The sequence below is a fragment of the Costertonia aggregata genome (genome assembly GCF_013402795.1).
Taxonomy (GTDB): domain Bacteria; phylum Bacteroidota; class Bacteroidia; order Flavobacteriales; family Flavobacteriaceae; genus Costertonia; species Costertonia aggregata.
In genome coordinates this window covers 808,507-825,925 of record NZ_CP058595.1, presented here as the reverse complement: position 1 = coordinate 825,925, position 17,419 = coordinate 808,507, and the positions used below count along the sequence as shown (strand labels likewise).

Sequence of the window (17,419 nt, the reverse complement as noted above, 5' to 3'; positions counted from 1 at the left end):
GGGGTTACCTTCTTTATTTTTGTACTCTTACCCAAAGTGATTTATTTACCTATTTTTACATTTATCTTCAATAAAACGAATGTACCAATTTTGTCAAGGAAATTGTACGATTGTTGATAGTCTGGGGATAAGTTTTCATATGTGGCGAATAATGGAATAATAAAATTCAAGTCCAATGCATCCACAGCTTTTTTAAGCCGATATCGGGATAGAGTTCCAAAGCGTTTAAAAAAGCATAATTATATGATTTGTAAAAGTTATTTTTTGACAACCGACGACTAAAATGCGTAAACTAAAAAATGAAGAGTTGAACAGGTTAGATGTGCAAACCTTCAAAAAAACAAAGAAAGCACCGATAACGATCGTTCTAGATGATGTTAGAAGCCTCAATAACATAGGTTCGGTTTTTAGAACGGCCGATGCTTTTTTGATAGAGAAGATCTATTTGTGCGGTATCACAGCAACACCACCACATAAAGACATACGAAAAACGGCCCTAGGCGCCTCAGAAAGTGTGGCTTGGGAATACAGGGAAGATTGTCTCTCTTTGGTAAAAATGCTAACGCAAGATGCATATGAGGTTCTGGCCGTGGAACAAGCAGAAAATGCGACCATGCTCAATGCGTATACGGTGAATGCCACCAAAAAAATCGCTTTGGTCTTTGGGAATGAGGTAAAGGGGGTAAGTCAAAAAGTGGTTACGGCATGCGGCGGCGTTTTGGAAATTCCACAATTTGGTACAAAACATTCGTTAAATATCTCGGTTAGCGTAGGGGTCGTCGTCTGGGATATTTGGTCCAAATTACAGCTACAAAAATAAATGCCCGACAAAAAAGCCGGGCATTCGAAAGTATAGTTTGAGTTAGTCAGTTCCAGTACAAAGAATGCACAAGAAAGCAAAATGTAAACTTCTGTGCAAATATTATCTAAAATTTATGATAAAATGGTAGCTCAAGGGCAAAGTCCTGTATTTCGTCCAAAATTAAATCATAATCTTTTGGATTTTCCACAAAATCCAAATTGTTGGCGTCTATAATAAGATTGTTTTGTTCCGGATAGCTTTTAATGAAATCAAGATAGCCCCGGTTTATTCTTTCTAAATATTCTGGCGTAATATTTCGTTCGTAATCCCGACCTCTTTTCTTGATATTCGCTAATAACCGTTCTGTATTCTGATACAGATAAACATATATCTTGGGCTTTTTTACCTCTTTGTACATTAAGGTAAAAAGTTTTCTGTACAAGCCATATTCATCTTCCTGTAAAGTGACTTTTGCAAATATGAGCGACTTGTAAATGTCATAATCGCTTACCATAAAATTTTTGAAAAGGTCAAATTGGGAAGTGTCATCGGTAAATTGTTGATAACGGTCTGCTAAAAAAGACATTTCCAAAGGAAAGGCATATCTGCCTTTATCCTCATAAAATTTTGGTAAAAATGGGTTGTCCGCGAAGCGTTCCAAAACCAGTTTTGCATTAAAGTCTTGTGCTATTTTTTTGGCCAAAGTGGTTTTTCCCGCACCAATGTTGCCTTCAATGGCCATAAAATCAATATGTGAAAAAAGCTGTTGTTTGTTTTGAAAAAGTTTGCCTTCGATTTTGGTCGGTTTGCCTTTGTCCCTACATTCTTGTAACAAATTTCGAGTATCCTTTTCTAGAATGGGGTGATAAAATTGAGGTGCAATATCTGCCAAGGGCTTTAAAACAAATCGTCTTAATTGTAGATTGGGATGCGGAATTTGCAAGGTGTCCAATGAGACGACTTCTCTTTCATAATACAATATGTCAATATCTATCGTTCTTGCGATATACCCTTCTTCTGCATTGCGTTTTCGACCCAAATGGGTCTCAATGTCCAATATGGCTTCCAATATCTTGTTTGGGTATAGTTTTGTTCGTACCTCGATACATGCATTGAAAAAATCATTGGACTCAAAGCCCCAGGACGGCGACCAATACACATGGGAAACCTTTGAAACATTACCTACTTCTTTGTTTATCGCAAACAATGCCAATTGCAGGTTCTTGAGCTTATTGCCCAGATTACTGCCAAGAGATAGGTATACTTTCTTTAATTGCTCCATATTTTTAACGATAACAAAATAAGGAAAAGAAAATGATAGATGTATCCCGTTTTTGATTTTAAAATTGAATTTCTACACGTAACTTTTAGAATCAATTGTTGACCAACATGAAATGTCATTGATTATCTTTGCCATAATTGAAATGAAATAGAAAATGAATTTTTTAAGAAACCTCCTTGCGGCCATCATTGGCTGTATAATCGCTATTGGAATCCTTTTTGTCATGTTCATTGTTTTTCTCTCCTTTTTAGGTAGTGGTGAGGATGCGGTAACGATTAGGGATAATTCCGTTCTGGAGTTAAAGTTGGATTATCCCGTAAGCGACTATGTAGGTAATAATAGTGCAGACCCCTTTGCCGGATTATTTCAAAAAGCTCAAGGTTTGGATGATATACTTCATGCAATAGCTGTGGCCAAAAACGATGATAAGATAAAGGGCATAAGCATTGACAATAATTTTTTATTGGCCGGTTTGGCACAGACCCAAGCTATTCGCAACGCCCTTAAAGATTTTAAGGATAGCGGCAAGTTCATTTATTCCTATGGGGATTTTTACATGCAGAAAGATTATTATTTGGCCAGTGTTTCGGATTCCATATTCATAAATCCCGTGGGGATAATGGATTTTAAGGGATTATCTACTGAAGTTCTGTATTTTAAGGATTTGCAGGAGAAAAGTGGTATCAAAATGGAAGTCATACGCCATGGCAAGTACAAAAGTGCGGTAGAGCCCTTTTTGGAAAACCAAATGAGCGAGGCGAACAGAACACAGTTAAAAGAGTTGTTGGGTAGCTTGTGGACCAGTATGGTAGATGATATTGCCGAAGGAAGAAGCCTGACCCCCGAAAACCTGAATACGATAGCTGATGAACTGGGAGCACGTACTCCAGAACTTGCCAAGGAAAACGGGCTTATTGACGACATTCTCTTTGAGGATCAATACAAAGACATGCTCCGAAAAGCTATCGGTATCGAAGCCGATGAAAAAATCAATTATGTTGCCATGGCAGATTATGCCAAAGAAGCAAAAAAGAAGAAACTGTATTCAGGTGATGGTAAAATTGCGGTAGTTTATGCCCAAGGGGAAATCATGTACGGGGATGGCAGCCCTGAGATAATAGGCCAAGGCCTCATCAACGAAGCGCTTAAAAAAGCAAGGGAAGACAAAAGTGTAAAGGCTATTGTGTTGCGGGTGAACTCTCCCGGTGGTAGCGCACTTGTGTCCGATATTATTTGGAGAGAGGTAGAGCTTACCAAAAAAGTGAAGCCCGTGGTAGTTTCTATGGGGAACGTAGCTGCGTCGGGCGGGTATTACATTGCAGCGGGTGCCGATAAGATCTTTGCCGAGCCAACGACCATTACAGGATCTATAGGTGTTTTTGGCACTATACCCAACATGAGCGAACTTGCCGATGACATCGGTATAAATGCGGAACAGGTGGGGACCAACAAAAACTCGGTCGATTACTCGCTTTTTGACCCAATGTCAGAAAGTTTCCGGAATACCGTTCAAGAAGGGATTGAATCTACCTACCAAACTTTCCTGTCCAGGGTTTCGGATGGCCGCGGAATAACCATGGCCCAAGCCGATAGTATTGCCCAAGGTAGGGTTTGGAGCGGTATCGATGCCAAAAAAATAGGACTTGTTGATGAAATCGGTGGATTGGACGATGCCATTGCCGAAGCGGCAAAAATGGTTGAATTGGAATCTTATGGAATCAAGAAATTTCCAAAATATAAATCTGATTTCGAACGCTTCATGGAAGATTTTGGTGGGACCAGTTCACAAATTAAGGAAAAACTCATAGAACAAGAGTTAGGCCCTGAAGCATATAGCGTGATAAAGCAAATAAAAAGTGCTGGCCAACAAAAAGGTATACAAGCCAGAATGCCCGTAATTTTAGATGTAAAATAGGTTTGGATAGCAGCATGACGCTCAAGGACAGGAAATTCGCCTACAAACTTTATTTGTATTTAGGGGCCCTTTTTATTACTTCATTGGTGGTTTCCAATTTGATTTTTCAAAAATTCTTTTATTGGAATCCGTTCGGGGATATCAAGGTTTTTGGAGTTTCTTTGTTTGAGGTATCCGTAGGTATTTTGCCCTACCCCGTTACTTTTTTGATAACCGATCTGATTTCCGAGATTTTCGGGAAGAAAAAAGCGAACCAGATCGTGACCGTCGGTATTTTTGCATCGTTCTTTTCAATGGCCATAGTTTTGGTGGCCGATGCAGCGCCGGCCATACCCACATCACCGATTGGCGATGCCACTTTTAGCAAGGTTTTTGCCTTATCGCCCATTGCGGTGTTAGCCTCTATGCTAGCGTATCTGTTCGCCCAATATGTTGATATTGCCATCTATCACTTTTGGAAAAAGCTCACCAAAGGAAAATATCTCTGGATTCGAAACAATTTCTCAACGTTTCTTTCACAATTCATAGACACCTTTACCGTGGTTGGTCTGTTGTGTATTTTTAAAGTATTGCCTTGGAGCATGTTTTATGGTTTGGTCATAAGTGGTTTTATTTTTAAGATTTTTATAGCATTTTTGGACACTCCTTTCCTCTATTTTTTCGTATATATCATAAGAAAACGTTTTAAACTGGCCGTGGGCCAAGAAATTCAATTGGAATTATAACCCATAGTTCCTCAAAAAAATTTATATCAATATTTATGAAGAAAAAGATTCTTAAAGTTATAGGTGCCGTTTTGTTGTTGATAGTGGTGGTTTTGATTGCCGCTCCTTTCTTTTTGGAAGCAAAAATCGGGGATATCATAAAGAACAACGTTAATAACAACGTGAATGCCACTTTGGATTTCTCCGACGCCGATTTGAGCCTTTTTAGCAGCTTTCCCAATGCCGAAGTAAGTTTGCGTAAAGTGTCATTGATAAACAAAGCTCCCTTTGAGGGCGACACGCTCTTTGCTGCCGATGAAGTTGCCCTTAACATGGGGATTATGCAACTTTTTAAGGGGGCGGATGAACCTATCTCGATTACCAGCTTAGATATTGATAAGGCATTGTTACATATAAAGGTCGACGTTGATGAGAATGCGAATTATGACATTGCCAAAGCCAATGGGGCGGAAGATACCGCTGAATCGCAAACTACGGATGGTTTTTCGTTTAATATGGAATCCTATGAAATAAAAAACGCCAAGGTCTTATATGATGATTATGCCACGGGCATACATTTAGAAGTTTTGGAGATGAACCACGCAGGCACAGGTGACCTTTCATTGGAAACTTCGGAATTGGATACCAAAACCCAAGCTTTGGTCTCTTTCGAAATGGACAGCACCAACTATCTGAACAAAAATACGGTTAAGCTAGATGCCCTTATCGGAATCGATTTAAGCCAAAATAAATACTCTTTTTTAAAGAACGAGGCACTTGTAAATCAATTGCCCTTGGTATTTGACGGTTTTGTGAAAGTAAATGAAGACCACCAAGAAGTTGATATCAGTTTCAAAACGCCTTCTTCAGATTTTAAAAACTTTCTGGCCGTTATTCCCGCAGAGTACTCCAAGAATATCGAGAATGTAAAAACTACGGGAAATTTTACGGTTACCGGAAATTTTGAAGGAGTGGTAGATGAGGCTCATATTCCTAAATTCGATATAAAAATAAATTCGGATAATGCCTCTTTCAAATATCCCGACCTGCCAAAAGCGGTCAGGAATGTGTTTATTGATGTTAATGTGAGCAATAAAAGCGGAATAGCGGAGGATACCTATATAGATATACGCAAGCTGTCTTTTATCATAGATGAGGATAAGTTCAACATGACCTCAAAGATTACCGAACTTTTGGGGAACACCAAGGTAAATGCCCATGTAGATGGTAGAATGAACTTGGCCAATATTTCAAAAGCCTACCCCATACCTGCCAATCTGGATTTAAAAGGAATGCTGAATGCCGATATTACCACGGCATTTGATATGGTATCTATCGAGAAGAAGCAATATGAGAATACCAAGACACAGGGAAAATTGAATGTTAGGGGTTTTGAATACAAATCGGATGAGATACCGAATACGGTACAAATAAACTCCGTTGCCATGAATTTTAATCCGGGTACGGTGAACCTTACCGAACTGAACGGTAAAACGGGACAAACCGATTTCAATGCTACCGGGACCATAAACAATCTGTTGGGATTTATGTTCAATAACGAAAAAGTGGAAGGTAACTTCGACCTAAAATCCAATGTTTTCGCCTTGAACGATTTTAGGGCAGCCGAAGATGAAACTAAAGCCGAAACCAAAACTTCACAACAACAATCGAATACTAATGGGGAAAAGATAAAAATTCCCTCGTTTTTGGATGCCAATATCAATGCAACGGCCAATACGGTTTTATATGATAATTTGGCCTTGAAGAGCGTTAACGGCTCATTGAGAATAAAAGATGAGACCGCCACGTTGAACAATATGACCTCTTCACTTTTTGATGGTAAAGTAGCTTTTAACGGTAAGGTAACCACAAAGAACGATACCCCCACCTTTTCTATGAACCTGGGGCTTGACCAATTACAGATAGGGGAGACATTCAAGGCATTGGAGCTATTTAAAGTGTTGGCGCCCGTAGCCCAGATTATCAAAGGAAAGTTAAGTTCAAATATTGAGCTGTCCGGTAATTTAAAAGACGATTTTACGCCAGATTTATTGAGTTTGAGCGGCGACGTTTTGGCCAATATCCTAACTAGGGAAATCAGTGCCGAAAAAGCTCCTATTTTATCGGCATTGGACGGTAAATTGGATTTTATCGATTTAAAACAGCTGAACTTAAAAGAGCTGAAGACAAAATTATCCTTTAAAGATGGTTTGGTGTCGGTAAAACCCTTTACCATAAATTATAAGGATATTGCCATAAATGTTGATGGTGGCCATACGTTTGACCAAAAGATGAATTATAAGGCTACGTTGCAAGTGCCCGCAAAATATTTAGGGACCGAAATCAATAACTTGATCGCTAAAATTGATGAAAAAGAGTTAGAGAGTTTGACCATTCCGGTAACGGCCAACATAGGCGGCATGTACAATAGTCCGCAAGTGACTACCGATTTTACTTCGGGGGTAAAAGACCTGACTTCCCAATTGGTAGAGATACAAAAGCAAAAATTGATAAACCAAGGGAAGGACAAGGTCAAAGATGTATTGAGCGATGTGCTTTCCGCTAATTCCGGTAAGGATTCCACTAAAAAAGACAATACCGTAAAAGAGGTTCTGGGAGGCATTTTAGGGAATAAAAGCAAAAAAGACACCACTATCGTAAAAGATTCTACCAACGCTAAAAACGATGCGACCAAAGAAACCGCCAAGAAGATATTGGGCGGGCTTTTTGGCAAAAAGAAGGATACCGTTAAAAAGAAAGAAAACTAAAAACTAGGTGTTCATAAAGCTTTCATTTTAACGAAATAGATAAAATTACTTTTCATTACACGTTGTTAAATCGTATTTTGTAGGTATCAACACCAAGAATTAGATGAGCTTTCTTGCAAAACTTTTTTTGAACGGCAGCGTTCTCAACGTTCTGGACACCAACATACAATTCTATCAAGGATTGGACCCAGCTACGTACCGACCCGAGATCTTGCCCCAAGGCGGGATCTTTGCACTTACGGTAGAGGCCGATGGCAATACCGATTTGTTGGGCCTTACCATATCTCCCGATACCATGTGCAAAGGGTATATTCGCTTTTATAAACGGGACGGTATGTCAAAACTTACCGATTACGAGTTCTTTGATACCTATATCGTGAGCTATCAAAGGGAGTTTACGGCATTCAACGGCCGGCCGGCCACGGATTACCTTACCTTCTCACCCGGTATTCTGCGTATCGGGGACATGGTGTTCGAGAAATGGTGGAAAGTGACCGATCTAGCAAATATGGAGGCGGCTAGGAATATGCCTGTTGAGGAAGAAAAAAGACCAAAAATGCTAGGGTATCATTATGAAAACGAGGAAGGTACAGTTTTAGAAAACAACGAATTAAAGATTGGACAGGTTATATCGCTGGTACTTAAAACTGAAGATGGTATTGGTAAAACTGTAAGCCTAGATCTTTCAGATAACAATCGAGATTTTGAATATAAGGGAAAACGTTTAGATGGTGATATATTGAAAGGAATTCCTATCAAATCAAGCCCTCAAAAATTTAAGTTAAAAGTAGTTTCACCATGGAAAACATAAATATCAAAGATTATGGGAAGAGTTTGGTTCGATGATTATCCAGAGGTTGGTTTGGATTTTAGTTCGTTCAAGATAATACCGGAGATAATACAAATTGATACCTATGACGATGTAAATACCTTAAGTTTAATCAGTACATCAACCGATGCGGGTTTTAGTACGCCTGTCGAGAACAATTCAAAAGACTTGAATGGCCTTATTACCGAGTTGGGTAATTATGAGATTGAAATGGCAACAAGTAGTGGAGGTTTTTATTCTAAGAAAATAGATATCATAAGCCACAATACTCTAATTGTTTTTAATAAAATAGATTATGATTTTGAACTGAGGCGTTTGGATGACGAGGGAAATAGAATTGAGAATTCTGATGAAGAGTTACTTTCGCAAACCTTTGTTAGCGTCGATCAAATTAACATACAATTTTTTGAACTTGACGGTCACGACCTTGAAAATGATGGTAATTCATGTGACGATATCATATGGGAAGTTGAAGGTGTTACCGATGATGATGGCACTGTTGACGAAGTTGACAATGGGCAACAAGATGTATACGCTTTTACTCCAAACCCTATAAATAGGCCAACCCAAAGGCCAGTTACCGCAAGAAATGAAAGTATAAGATATAATGTGAACGCAACAATTTTAGGTCTGAGAAGAGTTTTCGAATTGGAGCAAGATCAAATTGATATATTACGTCAAGAATATATTGACTTCGCCACAAATTTTCAACCAGGACGTGACAATGCATATTTAGATAATGGGAATTGGAATGTTGGAAATTATGATTATATAATTACCGAAAGTAATGACAATCATTTTGATGCAATTTATAATGCTATTGTAAATAATTGGACATCAAGGGGGTACACGGATAACATTGTAGTTTCCAGCGCATATAGAAATCCCAGAAGAAATCCTGGAGCACAAAATAGTAGACATTTAAGGGGGCTAGCATTGGATATATATCCTGAGGGAGGAGTTAATTTACAACGTTGGTTGGATTTAAGAGCATCAGGAAACGATATAAATATTAATGGATTGAGCATAACAGCTCACTGTGATAGATCAGGCACTTTTGTTGATAACAACTGTTCGATAGCAAATCATATACATGTACAATGGCAAGATATAGGGTAATTTTATTTTTATTTATCGTTAATATATGCTGTAAGGATAATACAACTAGCAATAAAATGCATAGTGTTGTTGAAAATATTCCTGAAAAACATGTGCAGGATGATTTTGAGGTAATTGCGGAAACTGCTAATCTCTTCCCCTTTATAGAACTAAAAAAAATAAATGATAGAATATCGTTCAACAATTACGAATTAACCCATACTAGTTTTAAACAAACAAACAGATATCAAGCTGGAGTATATTCACTTGGTAACAAGGTGGGTAACGACATAGGTATGTATCCAAATTTATCCGAAAACTACAATAGGTTAGATATAAAGTTTGCAAATTTGAATATTGAGTATAGAGATTTGGAATTGGATAAAACTTTATCTGAGTTAGAATATATCGGTACAACCTCTTATGAAGGTGAGGTGTCTTTCATAGAAGATAAGTATGTTCATAAAGGTTATCGCATTAAACTACGTTTTGAGAAAAGCAATAATAATGAAATTTTCTATTTGATCAGATTAACAATAGATAGGGTAATAAAATAAGATATATATTTTCAAAATTATATCTTTAAATAGAGCAGTATTGTTCAAATGGCAATACAAAGTTTTTTGTCTGATATATAACCGCTTTGATTATCAAAAATATTATTGTGATTGTGGGGCTTCAGAAATTAGAAGTGCAGATGGGCAAATTATTTAGAAAATCCAAAAAATTATAAATCATGAAAATTAAAGTAGTTTGCATGATAATAGTCTTTTTATTTTCTGGATGTAAAGAAAATTCAGTGATAAAAAAAGAAATAAATAATGAATTCCCTTACTCAATCAAGTTCAATAACGATAGCTATTTATCATATACTAATAATGTTTTATTTGAACGCCATAAAAGTAAAGACACTTTAAGTAATGTTCATTTTATTGAATTTAAAAACGACAATATTGACTTGAATACAAAAAGAATGATTTTACCCTCTTTCAATAAAGATCTATTGGAGTTAACAGACGAACTAATAATTCTGAATACACGTCCAAGAACACAAGGGAAAAATAGAAAATCAACAGACTTTCTAACCAAGTATGACAAAAATTTAAAAGAGGTATTAAGAAAAGATATGGATATATCAAAATATCCAAGTGGTAATAGCTTTATTATTGGAGATGATGATAAATTATTTTATATCACTGATGGTTTTAAATTTAGAGAAAAACCAAAGTTGATAATTTCCGAAATAGATGATTCTTTTAATGTCCTGAACCAAAAAATAATTGAAAGGAAAATTGGAGATGTTGCTAGGTGTGACCCTGTGCAATCTATCTTTATAAGAGGGGTTGGTTTAGTAGTTATTTCGAAATTAGAATATCGTAATAATTCCCACAAACATAAGATAGAAATGTTTGATTTAAATTCAAATGAAACGTGGTCTGAAAATTTAATGGACCCCGTAAAACATCTAGGATATTCTGAGAAAGAAAAGAAAATATTTATTGTAACCGAAAAAGAAGGTGACGAAATAAGCATTTGGGACTATAAAGGGAACAAGCAAGTTGCAGACTATGTTACAAATGTAGAACCGATTAGTATCATATCAAATGACGATACTATTTTTTTATTGGAAAAGCATCAACATGAAGGTATTATTACTAAAATTGACTTTTCAGGAAAAACAATAAATACATTAAACATTCCCGTAAAATTACAAGCAGATAAAGAAAATATAACAAATACATTAATTCATAGACAAAATCAACTTTATTTAGTTTGTTTAGACAATTTTAAAAATCTTTTAACCGTAAACAAAATTCAGGACAAATAATAATCTGTTGGAAAACTGTTATTCGCTAAGGCGGAATGAGATGCAGATAAAATGCATTCATAAAATATCATTATCGCTAAATTTACCATTATACGAAAATGGGTAAATCTATAAAACGGGTAGGTCTTCAATACCGAAGATAATACAAATTAATACCTATGATGATGTAAATACAGTTAGTCTTTTCGGTACGCCGACTGGTGTAGGTTTTAGTTCGCCTGTCGAGAATAATTCCACTTATGATTGGAGAGATACTTATCCCGTGAAATTAGAGCTTTATCAGTTGAGAAATAAAAAGAGATAAACTAATGATAAAGTATTATTTGTTACTATTTATTTTGATGATTTTATTTAGCTGTAAAAATAAAACTCAAATAATTAAAGATATTCCGAAAAGAGCAATTGAAGTTTCAGACAGTGCTTCACAAAAAAAAGACTATAACCTTAAAAAAGTATTAACAAAAACAAATAATTTTGAGAATATCCTTAAAGTTTTAAAATATACGAAGCACACTGGTTCTAAACATTTCGATGAACTTACTAATAGTAGTTCTAATTTTATAAGTCACATATTTAGTTTGCATGAAAAAGAATTATCGGTAAAAACAACAAGTTATACCTATAAAGATGAGTGTGTATTTTATCTTCATAATATTAAGTGTGTAGCTGATAGTTTGTCGATAAAACCTTTTCTAGAAAGTGCTCAAGGTAAGCCTACAAAAGGCTATTTAGGCGAGCCGATTTTGATTTTTGCGATGAAAAATGACAGAGAGGCTAATTATATTGATATACCGGAAAAAATGAATCCTTTGGCCTTACGGGAAGAACTCTTGGAGACTTTATACGAAAAAATCGATAGCGATATCATTTTATGTGACAGGGCCAAAGATTGTGAATACAAAGATTTGCGAAAGGCAAAGTAGTTACGGGGTTGCGTAAAAATCTATTTTGTTTAGCAAGAAGAGGTGAAAATGACTTTTTTTGACACTATCCCGATAACTGTATTGTCAATCAATTCCTAATCCAACAAAATATCCCTCACTGCCCCTAACGTTAAAAACAGTGTGGTCGGCAAAAATAAGATATTGCCCCTTAATACCTTTCAATACGCCAGAATAGCTGGGTGTTTTATCAAGGTTAAGGCTTTTCACTTTTTTGGGATATTGCAATACGGGAAACTCGAGTTGGGTTTCAGCAGTATTGTCCAAAAAGTAAGCACTGGCTTCTTCGGGTATGTGTTGTTTTAGTTTAATACGCCATTCTTCCAAATTTTCATCGTCAACATCATTGGTCAACATCTTGCGCCAATTGGTCTTGTCGCCGACATGATCTTTTAGGGCAACTTCGGTAATGCCCGCTAAATAACGGTTGGGCACTTCAACGATTTCAATGGCTTCATGGGCACCTTGGTCTATCCATCTCGTAGGAACCTGCGATTTTCGGGTCACTCCTACCTTAACGTTGCTTGAGTTGGCCAAATAAACGATATGTGGCTGTAATTGCACCTTTTTTTCATAGGCCAAATCACGGTCTTCTTTATCCAAATGTGCGGTACTCAATTCGGGCCGCATTATCCAGTCGCCTGCCGATGGTATTTCAAAAAAGCAATTTTTACAAAACCCTTGTCGGTAAATGGGCCTATCTTCCCCACAGTTCAAACATTCAAATTTTATGAAATCTATTTTTATCCGCTTGTCCAGTACTTGGTTTACATTTAAAAAATCATTGTTGAAAATCATGTAATATTGAATAGGGCTTCCGATTTCTGTCTGCATTTTTCGCAAAACTCCTTGGTACTGCATAAATCTCCTTAAGGTTAAAAAATCAATTTGAAAATGATAACTTTAAAAGCTACTTTTAAGCGAAGTAGAATTCGCTTATCAAAGATAATCCAAAATGCCGATACCCTTATTCAATTCCATTGCATCGTGGCTTTTAAAAAAGCGCTATCACCAGATAGAACTTTTTCTTAAATATCCTGGTGAGGTACAGGATGAGGTCATGCACCAGCTTTTGGATATTGCCGAGAGCACCGAAATAGGAAATACATATGACTTCCCCTCGATCAATAGCTATAAAGACTTCTCTGAAAGATTGCCCATTGTTTCTTACGAGGAAATAGAGCCCATGATAGAGCGTACCCGCAGGGGGGAGCAGAATATTTTTTGGCCCACCGCTATAAAATGGTTCGCTAAGAGCAGCGGTACGACCAATGCAAAAAGTAAGTTTATTCCGGTAAGTACCGAAGCGTTGGAAGATTGTCATTTTAAATCCGGTAAAGACCTGCTTTGCCTATACCTGAACAATAATGAAAACTCACAATTGTTTACCGGAAAAAGTTTGCGCTTGGGTGGCAGTAAGGAGCTTTATGAGGACAACGGTACTTTTTTTGGCGACTTGTCCGCCATCTTGATCGATAATATGCCCTTTTGGGCCGAGCTTAGCAGCACACCCAGCAACAAGGTTTCCTTAATGAGCGAATGGGAAAGTAAATTGGCCGCCATAATAGAAGAAAGTATTCAAGAAAATGTGACCAGTTTGGCCGGTGTTCCCTCATGGATGCTTGTGCTTTTAAACAACGTTCTGGAAAAAACAGGTAAAAACCATCTGTTCGAGATATGGGAAAACCTTGAAGTATATTTTCATGGTGGGGTCAGTTTCAATCCCTACAAACAACAGTATAAAAATTTGTTGCCGCGCAAAAGTTTTAATTATTATGAAATCTATAACGCTTCTGAAGGATTTTTTGCCATACAGGACCGTAACAATGCCGACGATTTATTGCTAATGTTGGATTATGGTATATTTTATGAATTCATCCCTATGGAAGCCTACGGTACTCCAGAACAAAAAACGCTCCCTTTATGGGAAGTTGAAATACATAAGAACTATGCCATCATTATCACTACCAATGCTGGGTTGTGGCGTTACAAAATTGGGGATACGGTTCGTTTTACCTCAATTGACCCCTACAGGATAAAGATAACGGGGAGAACAAAGCACCATATCAACGTTTTTGGGGAAGAGCTTATTATTGAAAATACCGAGGATGCCCTCAAAAGCATCTGTAAAAAAACAGGAGCAGAAATAAAGGACTACACCGTTGCCCCCATCTTTATGGCGGGCAAGGAAAAAGGGGCGCACGAATGGATAATTGAGTTTAGAAAGCACCCCAGGGAAATAGACTATTTTACCGAAGTGTTGGACAATGCCCTAAAATCCCTCAATTCTGACTACGAAGCCAAAAGGTACAACAATATCACACTTACCATGCCCAAGGTTCATGTGGCTAGGGAAAATCTTTTTTACGATTGGTTAAAAGCCAATGATAAACTTGGTGGCCAGCACAAGATTCCGCGTCTATCCAACAAAAGGGAATATATTGACGAGCTATTGCAACTCAATAAATAAGGATAAGACTTTCTTATCGATGCAGTGCTTGACAAAATAATATAGGCCGCAGATGTGATAGATTGTTTCATCGATATTAAAATACCGTTTGTCTTTTCACAATAAAAATTGGGCCAACTACACGGATAAATTGACCAAATAAACAAATAAATATCATTTTCTGCCGTTTAATGCTCAACTTAGACTTGAAAATCTAACCAATATCAAAAATGAATACAACAATTATGGCAGAACGATTGGTCGTTTTATCCGATATGTGGGGCACTAAAAAAGGACTCTGGATCACTTCGTATCTTGGGTACCTACAGCAGTACTACGATATCGTTTTCTATGATTGTCAGCAGCTGGCCAACATCAATGAAACCATAGATAGCGAAGAAAATGTGCATAATGCTTTTATACACGGGGGCATAGATACGGCGGTAGCGCATTTACTAAAGAAAGAGACCATACCCAGCCATTACTTGGCTTTTAGTACAGGTGGTACGATAGCCTGGAAAGCTGGTTTAAAAGGGTTGCCCGTTAGGTCTTTATATGCCGTATCCGCTACAAGGTTACGCAACGAAACCCAAGCACCCGATTGTGATGTTACTTTGCTCTACGGTGCAACGGATAGTTTTAAACCAGACATGCACTGGCAGAAATCTGTAGGTATTGAACCGGAGATGGCATCTAATTTTGGCCATGACCTTTATACCGACGAGAAAATCATACAAAAAGTCTGTCAGGACATTTTAAAGAAAGTAGTATTAAAAAAGGTAGTCTAAGAGACCGCTTTTAATTTTTTGATGGTTTCGTAAGAAAGCTTTTCCTCTGCATAAGGTTTAGTGACCTTGAATTCCTTTTCGTCACTACTGGGCAATTCAAACATGGCATCTGTAAAAATGGCCTCGCATAACGAGCGAAGCCCTCTTGCCCCAAGCTTGTACTCTATGGCTTTGTCTACAATGTAGTCCAGGGCATGCTCGGTTATCGAAAATGAAATATCATCCATGCCAAATAACTTCTCATATTGTTTTATGATGGCGTTCTTTGGTTCGGTCAAAATGGCCCGAAGGGTTTTCTTGTCCAACGGATTCATATGGGTAAGAACGGGCAAACGTCCTATAATTTCGGGTATAAGCCCAAATTCCTTCAAATCCTTCGGGATAATGTACTGTAGAATATTATCTTGGTTCAAATTTTCATCGGCTTTGGAAGCACTGTAGCCCACTGCTTGCATATTCAACCGTTTGGTGATAATGCGTTCAATACCGTCAAAAGCACCACCGGCAATGAATAAAATATTTTCGGTATTGACCTCGATAAACTTTTGATCGGGGTGTTTTCTGCCTCCTTTTGGCGGTACGTTCACGACTGTGCCTTCCAAAAGTTTTAAAAGGCCTTGTTGCACACCTTCCCCAGAAACGTCTCTGGTAATGGATGGATTATCGCTCTTGCGGGCAATTTTATCGATTTCATCAATAAAAACGATACCACGCTCAGCTTTTTCCAAATTATAATCGGCAGCTTGCAACAAGCGTGTCAATATACTCTCAACGTCCTCGCCAACATACCCTGCTTCGGTAAGTACTGTTGCATCTACTATGGCCAATGGCACATTGAGCATTCGTGCTATGGTCTTGGCCATTAGGGTTTTTCCTGTTCCGGTTTGGCCCACCATAACTATATTGCTCTTTTGGATTTCAATATCATCCTCTTTGGAGCTGGGTTGCAGCAATCTTTTATAATGGTTGTATACGGCAACCGACATCACTTTTTTGGTGCGTTCCTGACCAATGATAAAAGTGTCGAGAAAATCCTTTATTTCTAATGGTTTCTTTAAGGTAAGCTCTGTAGAGAGGTCATCATTTTTGGATTGTTTGGATTCTTCCGCAACAATACCGTGTGCCTGTTCAATACATCTATCACAAATGTGGGCATCAAGGCCTGCAATCAAAAGGTTGGTCTCGGGCTTTTTTCTCCCACAAAAAGAACATTCTAAGTTTTCCTTTGCCATATTACTTCATTTCTTTCACAACACTAACGAAAGAATCATGTTTTTGGTTCGTTATAAGTTGGTAGATTCCCATTGAAATAAGGGTTTGGTCGTAATTAGTCCCTATCCCTTACCAGAATTTCATCTATCATACCATATTTTTTGGCTTCGTCAGCTTTCATCCAGTAGTCCCTGTCACTATCTTCCATTACTTTGTCGAAAGTCTGTTCAGAGTGCTTGGCAATAATATGGTACAGTTCGTCTTTTAATTTCAATATTTCCCTAGCGGTGATTTCAATATCACTTGCCTGCCCCTGTGCACCTCCCATAGGTTGGTGTATCATTACCCTTGAGTGGGTAAGTCCGCTACGCTTTCCTTTTTCGCCGGCACATAGTAAAACCGCTCCCATTGAAGCCGCCATACCTGTACAGATCGTGGCAACATCGGGTTTTATGAATTGCATGGTGTCGTATATGCCCATACCTGCATAAACACTGCCTCCCGGGGAGTTTATGTAAATCTGAATATCTTTAGAAGCGTCAGTACTTTCTAAAAAGAGAAGTTGGGCTTGAACAATATTTGCCACTTGGTCGTTGATTCCCGTGCCCAAAAAAATAATCCTGTCCATCATTAGGCGTGAAAAAACATCCATGGCTACGGCATTCATTTGCCTTTCCTCGATAATATTGGGGGTAAGACCAACAGGATACATACTACTCATTATTTTTTCATAGTAGGTACTGCTGATGCCTTGGTGTTTGGTCGCGTAATTTTTGAATTCCTTTTCGTAATCCATAGATTTC

At 37.7% G+C, this 17,419-nt stretch carries 15 protein-coding genes; 11 read left to right on the top strand and 4 right to left on the bottom strand.

Translation table 11 applies throughout. The features are described 5' to 3' along the window. Positions 1 to 283: 283 nt before the first annotated feature. A complete protein-coding gene (locus HYG79_RS03820) occupies positions 284 to 820 on the top strand; it encodes a TrmH family RNA methyltransferase (RefSeq protein WP_179240842.1) in 537 nt (178 codons plus the stop codon). A gap of 106 nt (positions 821 to 926) precedes the next feature. On the opposite strand, the gene folK is transcribed toward HYG79_RS03820, so the two are convergent. Continuing rightward, entirely contained in the window at positions 927 to 2,084 is a 1,158-nt protein-coding gene (gene folK / locus HYG79_RS03815) for a 2-amino-4-hydroxy-6-hydroxymethyldihydropteridine diphosphokinase (protein WP_179240841.1), read from the bottom strand. A gap of 154 nt (positions 2,085 to 2,238) precedes the next feature. On the opposite strand from folK, the gene sppA reads away from it, so the two are divergent. The 8 genes from sppA to HYG79_RS03775 all read left to right on the top strand — a co-directional run bounded on the left by sppA (position 2,239) and on the right by HYG79_RS03775 (position 12,149). Then, positions 2,239 to 3,999, top strand: coding sequence for a signal peptide peptidase SppA (gene sppA / locus HYG79_RS03810; RefSeq protein WP_179240840.1), 1,761 nt, complete (start codon positions 2,239 to 2,241; stop codon positions 3,997 to 3,999). A gap of 14 nt (positions 4,000 to 4,013) precedes the next feature. After that, positions 4,014 to 4,724, top strand: a complete 711-nt coding sequence (locus HYG79_RS03805) for a queuosine precursor transporter (RefSeq protein ID WP_179243475.1) — start codon at positions 4,014 to 4,016, stop codon at positions 4,722 to 4,724. A gap of 35 nt (positions 4,725 to 4,759) precedes the next feature. Then, positions 4,760 to 7,471 (top strand): AsmA-like C-terminal region-containing protein, encoded by a 2,712-nt coding sequence (locus HYG79_RS03800; RefSeq protein ID WP_179240839.1) that lies wholly within the window; start codon positions 4,760 to 4,762, stop codon positions 7,469 to 7,471. Positions 7,472 to 7,574: 103 nt separating this feature from the next. Beyond that, complete coding sequence (tssD, locus tag HYG79_RS03795) at positions 7,575 to 8,282, top strand: type VI secretion system tube protein TssD (RefSeq protein WP_179240838.1); 708 nt, start codon at positions 7,575 to 7,577, stop codon at positions 8,280 to 8,282. A gap of 12 nt (positions 8,283 to 8,294) precedes the next feature. Further along, positions 8,295 to 9,419, top strand: a complete 1,125-nt coding sequence (locus HYG79_RS03790) for a D-Ala-D-Ala carboxypeptidase family metallohydrolase (protein ID WP_179240837.1) — start codon at positions 8,295 to 8,297, stop codon at positions 9,417 to 9,419. Continuing rightward, the gene (locus HYG79_RS03785; RefSeq protein ID WP_179240836.1) at positions 9,401 to 9,955 is read left to right on the top strand and encodes a hypothetical protein; all 555 of its coding nucleotides are present in this window, start codon (positions 9,401 to 9,403) and stop codon (positions 9,953 to 9,955) included. The genes HYG79_RS03790 and HYG79_RS03785 overlap by 19 nt, the downstream gene beginning before the upstream one ends. A gap of 179 nt (positions 9,956 to 10,134) precedes the next feature. Continuing rightward, positions 10,135 to 11,226, top strand: a complete 1,092-nt coding sequence (locus HYG79_RS03780; protein WP_179240835.1) for a hypothetical protein — start codon at positions 10,135 to 10,137, stop codon at positions 11,224 to 11,226. A gap of 308 nt (positions 11,227 to 11,534) precedes the next feature. Further along, on the top strand, positions 11,535 to 12,149 hold the full coding sequence (locus HYG79_RS03775) for a hypothetical protein (RefSeq protein WP_179240834.1): 615 nt from the start codon (positions 11,535 to 11,537) through the stop codon (positions 12,147 to 12,149). A gap of 84 nt (positions 12,150 to 12,233) precedes the next feature. Here HYG79_RS03775 and HYG79_RS03770 read toward each other — a convergent pair whose 3' ends face one another. Next, positions 12,234 to 13,028: a DUF2797 domain-containing protein gene (locus HYG79_RS03770; RefSeq protein WP_179240833.1), complete on the bottom strand. Its 795-nt coding sequence runs from the start codon at positions 13,026 to 13,028 to the stop codon at positions 12,234 to 12,236. Positions 13,029 to 13,122: 94 nt separating this feature from the next. Between HYG79_RS03770 and HYG79_RS03765 the strand changes: the two genes are divergently transcribed. Continuing rightward, positions 13,123 to 14,637, top strand: a complete 1,515-nt coding sequence (locus HYG79_RS03765; protein WP_179240832.1) for a GH3 auxin-responsive promoter family protein — start codon at positions 13,123 to 13,125, stop codon at positions 14,635 to 14,637. 209 nt (positions 14,638 to 14,846) lie between these two features. Beyond that, positions 14,847 to 15,404, top strand: coding sequence for a hypothetical protein (locus HYG79_RS03760; protein ID WP_228027930.1), 558 nt, complete (start codon positions 14,847 to 14,849; stop codon positions 15,402 to 15,404). Here HYG79_RS03760 and clpX read toward each other — a convergent pair. After that, complete coding sequence (gene clpX, locus HYG79_RS03755; protein WP_179240831.1) at positions 15,401 to 16,636, bottom strand: ATP-dependent Clp protease ATP-binding subunit ClpX; 1,236 nt, start codon at positions 16,634 to 16,636, stop codon at positions 15,401 to 15,403. The genes HYG79_RS03760 and clpX overlap by 4 nt on opposite strands. 95 nt (positions 16,637 to 16,731) lie before the next feature. Next, the gene (clpP, locus tag HYG79_RS03750) at positions 16,732 to 17,412 is read right to left on the bottom strand and encodes an ATP-dependent Clp endopeptidase proteolytic subunit ClpP (protein ID WP_179240830.1); all 681 of its coding nucleotides are present in this window, start codon (positions 17,410 to 17,412) and stop codon (positions 16,732 to 16,734) included. Positions 17,413 to 17,419 lie beyond the last annotated feature (7 nt).

Bases quoted from the DNA above. Each gene is read 5' to 3' on its own strand.
- HYG79_RS03785 (WP_179240836.1), top strand. From the start codon at position 9,401: ATGGCAAGATATAGGGTAATTTTATTTTTATTTATCGTTAATATATGC.
- HYG79_RS03805 (WP_179243475.1), top strand. From the start codon at position 4,014: ATGACGCTCAAGGACAGGAAATTCGCCTACAAACTTTATTTGTATTTA.
- HYG79_RS03820 (WP_179240842.1), top strand. From the start codon at position 284: ATGCGTAAACTAAAAAATGAAGAGTTGAACAGGTTAGATGTGCAAACC.
- sppA (WP_179240840.1), top strand. From the start codon at position 2,239: ATGAATTTTTTAAGAAACCTCCTTGCGGCCATCATTGGCTGTATAATC.
- HYG79_RS03760 (WP_228027930.1), top strand. From the start codon at position 14,847: ATGAATACAACAATTATGGCAGAACGATTGGTCGTTTTATCCGATATG.
- clpP (WP_179240830.1), bottom strand. From the start codon at position 17,412: ATGGATTACGAAAAGGAATTCAAAAATTACGCGACCAAACACCAAGGC.
- HYG79_RS03790 (WP_179240837.1), top strand. From the start codon at position 8,295: ATGGGAAGAGTTTGGTTCGATGATTATCCAGAGGTTGGTTTGGATTTT.
- HYG79_RS03775 (WP_179240834.1), top strand. From the start codon at position 11,535: ATGATAAAGTATTATTTGTTACTATTTATTTTGATGATTTTATTTAGC.
- clpX (WP_179240831.1), bottom strand. From the start codon at position 16,636: ATGGCAAAGGAAAACTTAGAATGTTCTTTTTGTGGGAGAAAAAAGCCC.
- HYG79_RS03765 (WP_179240832.1), top strand. From the start codon at position 13,123: ATGCCGATACCCTTATTCAATTCCATTGCATCGTGGCTTTTAAAAAAG.
- folK (WP_179240841.1), bottom strand. From the start codon at position 2,084: ATGGAGCAATTAAAGAAAGTATACCTATCTCTTGGCAGTAATCTGGGC.
- HYG79_RS03770 (WP_179240833.1), bottom strand. From the start codon at position 13,028: ATGCAGTACCAAGGAGTTTTGCGAAAAATGCAGACAGAAATCGGAAGC.
- HYG79_RS03800 (WP_179240839.1), top strand. From the start codon at position 4,760: ATGAAGAAAAAGATTCTTAAAGTTATAGGTGCCGTTTTGTTGTTGATA.
- HYG79_RS03780 (WP_179240835.1), top strand. From the start codon at position 10,135: ATGAAAATTAAAGTAGTTTGCATGATAATAGTCTTTTTATTTTCTGGA.
- tssD (WP_179240838.1), top strand. From the start codon at position 7,575: ATGAGCTTTCTTGCAAAACTTTTTTTGAACGGCAGCGTTCTCAACGTT.